Origin of the sequence: Pedobacter sp. ASV12 (assembly GCF_016429155.1) — a bacterium.
Lineage (GTDB): Bacteria > Bacteroidota > Bacteroidia > Sphingobacteriales > Sphingobacteriaceae > Pedobacter.
Map to the genome: position 1 here is coordinate 1 of NZ_JAELUC010000125.1, position 7167 is coordinate 7167.

Consider the following 7167-nt stretch of genomic DNA (forward strand, 5'->3'; position numbering starts at 1 on the left):
CCCCCCCCCCCCCCCCCCCCCCCCCCCCCCCCCCCCCCCCCCCCCCCCCCCCCCCCCCCCCCCCCCCCCCCCCCCCCCCCCCCCCCTTTTTTGTCGTGGTTCGTCGGCAGCGTCAGATGTGTATAAGAGACAGCCTTTACTAAATCTCCTTTACGGATCTTTACCTTGGCTTGTGTTACTTTATTTTTCATATTATAATACCTCCGGTGCTAATGATACAATCTTCATGAATTGTTTCTCACGCAGCTCTCTTGCTACCGGGCCAAAAATACGTGTACCACGTGGCTCATCTTGTGCATTCAACAATACGGCTGCATTGTCGTCAAAACGAATATAAGAACCATCTTTACGACGGATTTCTTTTTTAGTTCTTACTACAACTGCTTTAGAAACTGTTCCTTTTTTAATGTTACCTGAAGGCAAAGCGCTTTTTACGGTTACTACAATTTTGTCACCGATAGAAGCATATCTTTTGCCAGTACCACCAAGTACGCGGATAACCAATACTTGTTTTGCGCCGCTATTGTCGGCTACGTTTAATCTTGACTCCTGCTGTACCATCTTATTTAGCTCTTTCTAAAATTTGTACCAATCTCCAGTTCTTGTTTTTACTCAGCGGACGAGTCTCCATGATCAATACCGTATCACCGATACCACATTCGTTTTTCTCGTCATGAGCCATAAATTTCGTAGTTTTCTTTACGAATTTACCATAAATCGGGTGTTTCACTTTACGCTCAACTGCTACAACAACAGATTTATCCATCTTATTGCTTACCACCAACCCGGTCCTTGTTTTTCTTAATTGTCTTTCCATTTCGACTCTAAAAGTTATTTAGTTTCAGTAGCTGACTGAGCATTTTGCTTAGCCAATTCAGTATTTAATCGGGCTATGTCTCTTCTCACCTTCTTAATACGAGAAGGGTTTTCGATAGCCGAAATTGCGTGAGCGAATTTTAACTTGGTTAAGTTTTCTTTTTCTTCTGCAATCTTTGCTACTAATTCTTCTTTTGAAAGCCCTGTGATTTCTGAGTTTTTCATTTTATTAAATTTTTATGTGATGGTCTAGCGGTTGCAATAACAAGTGCACTTGCAACATTGATCCAAAACTTTTTTATGCTTCTACGTAATCTCTACGTACGACAAACTTGGTTTGAACTGGCAATTTCTGAGCGGCTAGTCTCAAGGCTTCTTTGGCAACTTCCAAAGGCACGCCTTCTGCCTCAAAAATAATGCGTCCGGGTCTAACAACGGCTACCCAATATTCAGGTGCACCTTTACCTTTACCCATACGTACCTCAGCTGGTTTCTTTGTTACCGGTTTATCCGGGAAAATTCTGATCCAAACTTGGCCTTCACGTTTCATGAAACGAGTTACCGCAATACGGGCTGCCTCTATCTGGCGACTTGTGATCCAAGTGGCTTCTAAAGACTTGATCCCGAAAGATCCGAATGACAATTCAGCACCACGAGTTGCTAAACCTTTCATTCTGCCTTTTTGCATCTTTCTGAACTTCGTTCTTTTTGGCTGTAACATTTTATTTTAAATATTATCGTTAAACGATTGGTTAACTATTTGCGTGGGCCTCTGTTGCCGCCGCCTTTATTATCTCTTCCGCCTTGACCCGGACGACCGCCACCGCGTTTGTCGTTCCTTCTGTCGCCGCCTCTATTATCTCTGCCGCCGTCTCTGCCGCCGAAGTTGCCTTGTGGTCTTTCGCCACCTTTGCCTGGAGCATTGCTCGTAGCGCCGATGTTTGGAGAAAGATCGCGTTTGCCATAAACTTCGCCTTTGCAGATCCATACTTTAACACCGATTTTACCATAAGTGGTCAAAGCTTCTGCTAATGCATAGTCAATATCGGCACGGAAAGTATGCAAAGGAATTCTTCCTTCTTTGTACTGCTCGGTACGGGCCATCTCGGCACCGCCCAAACGGCCAGAAGTCATGATTTTGATCCCTTCGGCACCCATACGCATGGTTGATGCGATGGTTGATTTCATGGCTCTACGGAAAGAAATCCTGGCTTCTAATTGCTTAGCTACGCCTTCTGCCACCAATTGTGCGTCAAGCTCAGGGCGCTTGATCTCGAAAATGTTGATCTGAATTTCCTTTTTGGTCAATTTTTTCAACTCTTCCTTGATCTTGTCAACCTCTTGGCCTGCTTTACCAATTACGATACCCGGACGGGCAGTGTGGATAGTAACGGTGATACGTTTTAGGGTACGCTCGATTACTACTTTGGCTACACCGCCTTTAGCGATACGTGCAGAAAGGTATTTTCTTATTTTTTCGTCCTCAACTAATTTATCAGCATAGTTGTTGCCTCCGAACCAGTTAGAATCCCAGCCTCTGATGATTCCTAACCTGTTACCTATTGGATGTGCTTTTTGTCCCATTTCTGTTAATTAGTTTGAGTTTCAACGTTTTTACTATCTACTATTAAGGTAACGTGGTTCGAACGTTTACGGATTCTATAACCACGGCCTTGTGGGGCTGGTCTTAGTCTTTTTAACTGACGACCACCGCCTACCATTATCGTTTTCACGTATAACTGGTTTTCTTCAGGGCGAGAACCTTCATTTTTCGACTCCCAATTTTTGATAGCTGATAATAAAAGTTTTTCAACTCTTACTGCGGCATCTTTGTTGGTGAATTTCAAAATATGTAAAGCTTTCTCTACACGCTCACCTCTGATCAGATCTACAACCAAACGCATCTTACGCGGTGAGGTTGGGCAATTGTTTAATTTCGCTACTGCTTCCATCTCTTAATTATTTTTTCTTTTCAGAGTGACCCCTAAATGTTCTGGTTGGAGCAAACTCTCCCAGCTTGTGACCAACCATGTTTTCTGTTACGTATACCGGAATAAATTTGTTTCCGTTATGTACTGCAAATGTATGACCTACGAAATCTGGTGATATCATTGATCTGCGAGACCAAGTTTTGATCACAGACTTTTTGCCTGAATCATTCATAGAGGCTACTTTCTTCTCTACGTTATGGTCAATATAAGGTCCTTTTTTAATTGAACGAGCCATTATTTTTTCCTTTTCTCTATGATGAAACGATTTGAGTATTTTTTAAGCGAACGTGTTTTGTATCCTTTCGAATAAACACCATTCCTTGACCGTGGCTGACCTCCTGATGAGCGGCCCTCACCACCACCCATTGGGTGATCTACAGGGTTCATCGCTACCGGACGTGTACGAGGACGACGACCGATCCAACGGCTACGGCCTGCTTTACCTAGTACTTCGTTTGCATGGTCTGAGTTAGAAACTGTACCAATGGTTGCCAAACAGGTCACCAAGATCAACCTGGTTTCGCCCGATGGCATTTTAATGGTAGCATATTTGCCATCTCTAGCGGCCAATTGTGCATAAGCACCGGCGCTACGAGCCAATTGTGCACCTTTTCCTGGGTGGATTTCCAAGTTATGGATAATAGAACCCAAAGGAATGTTGGCCAATTTTAAGGTATTGCCTACTTCTGGAGTAGCTTTGTCGCCCGAAAGCACGGTTTGTCCTACTTGCAATCCTTCTGGTGCAATAATGTAGCGCTTCTCTCCATCAACATAGTGCAACAAGGCGATACGTGCGGTACGGTTTGGATCGTATTCGATCGTAGCTACAACAGCAGGAATGTCAAATTTATCGCGTTTAAAGTCGATTAAACGGAAAGATTTTTTATGACCGCCACCGATATAGCGCATCGTCATTTTACCTGTATTGTTACGACCTCCCGATTTCTTAGAAGATACAACCAATGATTTTTCGGGCTTGGTTGCGGTAATCTCCGTAAAACTAGCACCAACTCTAAAGCGGGTACCCGGAGTAACTGGTTTAAATTTTCTTAAGCCCATAGTTATAAATTATTCAATTCTGATTAAATATTCGCGTAATAATCTATTGTTTCTCCATCTTTCAAGGTTACAATAGCTTTTTTATATTTAGGGCTACGGCCTGTTACAATACCACCTTTGGTGTTTCTTGATTTGGCTTTGCCATCTACTATCATGGTGTTAAGGGCAACAATCGTTACGCCGTACATTTTCTCGATAGCCGATTTAATCTGCAGTTTGTTAGCTCTGTGGTCTACTCTGAAAGTAAAACGGTTAGCTTTTTCAGTTAACGCAGAAGCTTTTTCGGTTAAGATTGGTTTTTGTAAGATTTCCATATTACTTGGCAAATGCCTCCTCCAATGTTTTAAGCGAGTTAGCAGTTAACAAAAGTTTGCTGGCGTTCAATACATCGTAAGTATTCAACTGATCTGCAGTAATTACTTTTGCCTTCTGGATATTTCTGCTTGATAAATAGATATTGTTATTTTGCGCAGGTAGTACCAACAAGGTTTTCTCTCCAGCCAAATTCAACGCATTCACCAAATTCAAATAGTTTTTGGTTTTGATGTTGTCGAAATTGAAGTCTTCCAATACCACCACGCTGTTGTCTTGCGCTTTGTAAGAAAGGGCCGATTTACGGGCCAATGATTTCAATTTCTTGTTCAATTTGAAGCTGTAGTCTCTTGGCTGAGGACCGAAGATACGGCCACCACCATTGAACAATGGAGATTTGATACTTCCGGCACGAGCACCGCCAGTACCTTTTTGCTTGTATAGTTTACGGGTAGAACCTGCAATCTCGTTACGTTGTTTAGATTTGTGCGTTCCTTGACGTTGGTTAGCCAAATACTGTTTCACATCTAAATAAATCGCGTGATCGTTCGGAGTTACACCGAACACCGCTTCAGGAAGCTGCACCTTGGCACCTGTCTCTTTTCCTGAAATGTTTAATACTTTCACTTCCATCTGCTTACTTGTCTAAGATTACGTAAGAACCTTTAGCTCCAGGAACGGAACCACTAACTACTACAAGGTTTTGCTCAGCATAAACTTTCAACACTTGCAAGTTTTGAATTTTTACTCTGTCGCCACCAGTTCTTCCGGCCATTCGCATTCCTTTGAATACACGTGAAGGCCATGATGAAGCACCTAGTGAACCTGGCGCTCTCAAACGGTTGTGCTGACCGTGAGTTTGACCTCCAACACCACCAAAACCATGACGTTTAACTACGCCTTGAAAACCTTTACCTTTTGAAGTACCAACTACATCCACATAATCACCTTCGTTAAAGATGCTTACCGTAACGGTATCGCCCAGGCTCACAGTTCCTTCAAACTCGCCGAACTCAACCAATTTACGTTTTGGGGTAGTGCTTGCTTTCGCAAAGTGACCTTTTAAAGGTTGGGTAGTGTTTTTTTCTTTGGCTTCATCAAATCCTAACTGAACTGACGCATAGCCATCTTTTTCTTCGGTTTTCACCTGTGTTACTACACAAGGACCAGCTTCGATCACCGTACAAGGAATATTCTTTCCGTCGGCGTCAAAAATACTGGTCATTCCTACTTTTTTTCCAATAATACCTGACATTTTCTATTTTAAGTTTAACACCCATCGAAGCAGTAGGGCTTCGTTCAAGGTGGGATACATCCCCGCTAAGGGACGGCAAAAATAGGAAAGAATTCTTAATTTTCAAATAGTTAGCTAATTATTTTTGAAAATAATTGCTACATAGAGGCTGCCGCTGTTCGTAGGCTCAGAAACAACAGTTTAATGGGCTATATCCAAGTACAAGCTGGCAATAATAATCACCAAAACCAGCGTACCAATGAGCACATACATATAGTCTTTCTCCATCAGAAAGCTGAAAATAGAGAACACGATGCGTGCAATCGGCGTAAAAATAAGCAAAAGCACGCCAAATTGGACAATAGCCAGGCCATCAAAAGTCCTTAATCCCTTTAAGATTTCGGCAATCGACGAAAAGCGCGCCTCTTCTGGCTTGAAGGTTTCGAACGACACAGCCTGGCCCTTATGCGAAAAAAGAAAGATGATACCGCCCAAAATAACCACGGCAGTAGAAACCAGCACGCCAACGCGCAGCAAGGTGCCCAGAATTACCTGTACATCCTTATCGCCCAAATAGTGTTTAACTTCCTTGCTCATGCCTTGCCGCTTAATCCGTTATAAATCATTTGCAGGGCCAAAAACGTAACCACGATAGCAAATACGACCTTCAGCTTGTCGGTTTTGGTCTTGATGAGTATCTTGGCGCCCAGTGTTGCCCCCGTAATGACGCCGATGGTTACCGGCATGGCGATCATCGGGTCTATCTGGCCTTTGTGCAGATACACCAATGCACTGGCCGCCGCGGTAACACCGATCATGAAATTACTGGTGGTAGTAGAAACCTTGAAAGGAATACGCATGATATTGTCCATGCCGATTACCTTTAAAGCACCCGAACCTATGCCCAACAAGCCCGATAAGGTACCTGCCACAAACATCATGGCAAAGCCGCCCACCACGCGATGAACCGCATATTGCTTGACACCGTCTTCTGTAGGATAGCTGCCGTTGAGCTTAAAGTAATTGGCCAAAATACTGGTTTGTTCGTTATTGGAATGGTCTACCTTTTTACGCAGCATCATAACTGCCGAAAACAACAGGATCAGTCCGAAGATGACAATGATATAGTCTGCCTTGATATATGTAGCAATGATTACCCCTACAATGGCACTGGCCGTGGTGGCAATTTCCAAAAACATGCCGATGCGCACATTAGTGATGCCTTCTTTCACATAAGCTGCCGCCGAACCCGAAGAGGTGGCAATAACCGAAATGATGGAAGCACCAATGGCATAGTGGATATCAACGCCTAGCCCCAGGTTAAGCAAGGGTATGATAATGACGCCGCCGCCCAAGCCGGTTAAAGAACCCAATAGGCCCGCCAAGAAGGCACCCACTAGAACAATCAGGGTAAACAACAACACTGTCATGCCGGCAAATATAGCATACATAAATTGTTTGCTGTAAACAAAAAACAATTAAATAAAGTCTATAGGAAAGGTGGAATTTGATGGTTTTAGTCGAGAAATATTCAGTTATTAAAATTCTTCGTTCGTAAACCTGATATTTTTCTTGATGCAATGAAGATGATGCTCGTTCACCTTATTGGCGACTGTATCAAAGTCGAAATCTTCGTTTGTACCGCAATCGAGCATACTGAAATAAAGTGTGGGTTTAATACCTGTCTCTTATACACATCTAAAAAGGGGGGGGGGGGGGGGGGGGGGGGGGGGGGGGGGGGGGGGGGGGGGGGGG

General features: G+C 43.6%; 13 protein-coding genes. All 13 read right to left on the minus strand.

The genetic code is table 11. The annotated features are described in order from the left end of the window. Positions 1-192: 192 nt before the first annotated feature. The 13 genes from rplN to JHD69_RS18515 all read right to left on the minus strand — a co-directional run bounded on the left by rplN (position 193) and on the right by JHD69_RS18515 (position 6842). Positions 193-561: a 50S ribosomal protein L14 gene (gene rplN, locus JHD69_RS18455; protein WP_041878524.1), complete on the minus strand. Its 369-nt coding sequence runs from the start codon at positions 559-561 to the stop codon at positions 193-195. A 1-nt stretch (position 562) separates the two neighbouring features. Further along, positions 563-817, minus strand: a complete 255-nt coding sequence (rpsQ, locus tag JHD69_RS18460) for a 30S ribosomal protein S17 (protein ID WP_113638059.1) — start codon at positions 815-817, stop codon at positions 563-565. Positions 818-831: 14 nt separating this feature from the next. Next, entirely contained in the window at positions 832-1041 is a 210-nt protein-coding gene (gene rpmC, locus JHD69_RS18465; protein WP_199141818.1) for a 50S ribosomal protein L29, read from the minus strand. Positions 1042-1114: 73 nt separating this feature from the next. Continuing rightward, positions 1115-1537 (minus strand): 50S ribosomal protein L16, encoded by a 423-nt coding sequence (gene rplP / locus JHD69_RS18470; protein ID WP_199141819.1) that lies wholly within the window; start codon positions 1535-1537, stop codon positions 1115-1117. A 35-nt stretch (positions 1538-1572) separates the two neighbouring features. Next, positions 1573-2400: a 30S ribosomal protein S3 gene (rpsC, locus tag JHD69_RS18475; RefSeq protein WP_199141820.1), complete on the minus strand. Its 828-nt coding sequence runs from the start codon at positions 2398-2400 to the stop codon at positions 1573-1575. Between the two features lie 5 nt (positions 2401-2405). After that, positions 2406-2768: a 50S ribosomal protein L22 gene (rplV, locus tag JHD69_RS18480; protein WP_199141821.1), complete on the minus strand. Its 363-nt coding sequence runs from the start codon at positions 2766-2768 to the stop codon at positions 2406-2408. A gap of 7 nt (positions 2769-2775) precedes the next feature. After that, on the minus strand, positions 2776-3042 hold the full coding sequence (gene rpsS, locus JHD69_RS18485) for a 30S ribosomal protein S19 (RefSeq protein WP_199141822.1): 267 nt from the start codon (positions 3040-3042) through the stop codon (positions 2776-2778). Continuing rightward, on the minus strand, positions 3042-3866 hold the full coding sequence (gene rplB / locus JHD69_RS18490; RefSeq protein ID WP_199141823.1) for a 50S ribosomal protein L2: 825 nt from the start codon (positions 3864-3866) through the stop codon (positions 3042-3044). The genes rpsS and rplB overlap by 1 nt, the downstream gene beginning before the upstream one ends. 23 nt (positions 3867-3889) lie before the next feature. Next, positions 3890-4180 carry a 50S ribosomal protein L23 gene (rplW, locus tag JHD69_RS18495; RefSeq protein ID WP_199141824.1) on the minus strand — a complete coding sequence of 97 codons (291 nt, stop codon included), beginning with the start codon at positions 4178-4180 and terminating at the stop codon, positions 3890-3892. A 1-nt stretch (position 4181) separates the two neighbouring features. Beyond that, a complete protein-coding gene (gene rplD, locus JHD69_RS18500) occupies positions 4182-4811 on the minus strand; it encodes a 50S ribosomal protein L4 (RefSeq protein WP_199141825.1) in 630 nt (209 codons plus the stop codon). A gap of 4 nt (positions 4812-4815) precedes the next feature. After that, complete coding sequence (gene rplC, locus JHD69_RS18505; RefSeq protein WP_199141826.1) at positions 4816-5433, minus strand: 50S ribosomal protein L3; 618 nt, start codon at positions 5431-5433, stop codon at positions 4816-4818. Between the two features lie 180 nt (positions 5434-5613). Continuing rightward, entirely contained in the window at positions 5614-6009 is a 396-nt protein-coding gene (locus tag JHD69_RS18510) for a DUF1634 domain-containing protein (RefSeq protein ID WP_199141827.1), read from the minus strand. Then, positions 6006-6842 carry a sulfite exporter TauE/SafE family protein gene (locus JHD69_RS18515; RefSeq protein WP_199141829.1) on the minus strand — a complete coding sequence of 279 codons (837 nt, stop codon included), beginning with the start codon at positions 6840-6842 and terminating at the stop codon, positions 6006-6008. The genes JHD69_RS18510 and JHD69_RS18515 overlap by 4 nt, the downstream gene beginning before the upstream one ends. Positions 6843-7167: the final 325 nt, after the last annotated feature.

Excerpts from the sequence above, each read along its gene's own strand:
- rplW (WP_199141824.1), bottom strand. The coding sequence starts at position 4,180 with ATGGAAATCTTACAAAAACCAATCTTAACCGAAAAAGCTTCTGCGTTA.
- rpmC (WP_199141818.1), bottom strand. The coding sequence starts at position 1,041 with ATGAAAAACTCAGAAATCACAGGGCTTTCAAAAGAAGAATTAGTAGCA.
- rplB (WP_199141823.1), bottom strand. The coding sequence starts at position 3,866 with ATGGGCTTAAGAAAATTTAAACCAGTTACTCCGGGTACCCGCTTTAGA.
- rpsS (WP_199141822.1), bottom strand. The coding sequence starts at position 3,042 with ATGGCTCGTTCAATTAAAAAAGGACCTTATATTGACCATAACGTAGAG.
- rpsQ (WP_113638059.1), bottom strand. The coding sequence starts at position 817 with ATGGAAAGACAATTAAGAAAAACAAGGACCGGGTTGGTGGTAAGCAAT.
- rplN (WP_041878524.1), bottom strand. The coding sequence starts at position 561 with ATGGTACAGCAGGAGTCAAGATTAAACGTAGCCGACAATAGCGGCGCA.
- rplP (WP_199141819.1), bottom strand. The coding sequence starts at position 1,537 with ATGTTACAGCCAAAAAGAACGAAGTTCAGAAAGATGCAAAAAGGCAGA.
- rplV (WP_199141821.1), bottom strand. The coding sequence starts at position 2,768 with ATGGAAGCAGTAGCGAAATTAAACAATTGCCCAACCTCACCGCGTAAG.
- rpsC (WP_199141820.1), bottom strand. The coding sequence starts at position 2,400 with ATGGGACAAAAAGCACATCCAATAGGTAACAGGTTAGGAATCATCAGA.
- rplC (WP_199141826.1), bottom strand. The coding sequence starts at position 5,433 with ATGTCAGGTATTATTGGAAAAAAAGTAGGAATGACCAGTATTTTTGAC.
- JHD69_RS18510 (WP_199141827.1), bottom strand. The coding sequence starts at position 6,009 with ATGAGCAAGGAAGTTAAACACTATTTGGGCGATAAGGATGTACAGGTA.
- rplD (WP_199141825.1), bottom strand. The coding sequence starts at position 4,811 with ATGGAAGTGAAAGTATTAAACATTTCAGGAAAAGAGACAGGTGCCAAG.
- JHD69_RS18515 (WP_199141829.1), bottom strand. The coding sequence starts at position 6,842 with ATGACAGTGTTGTTGTTTACCCTGATTGTTCTAGTGGGTGCCTTCTTG.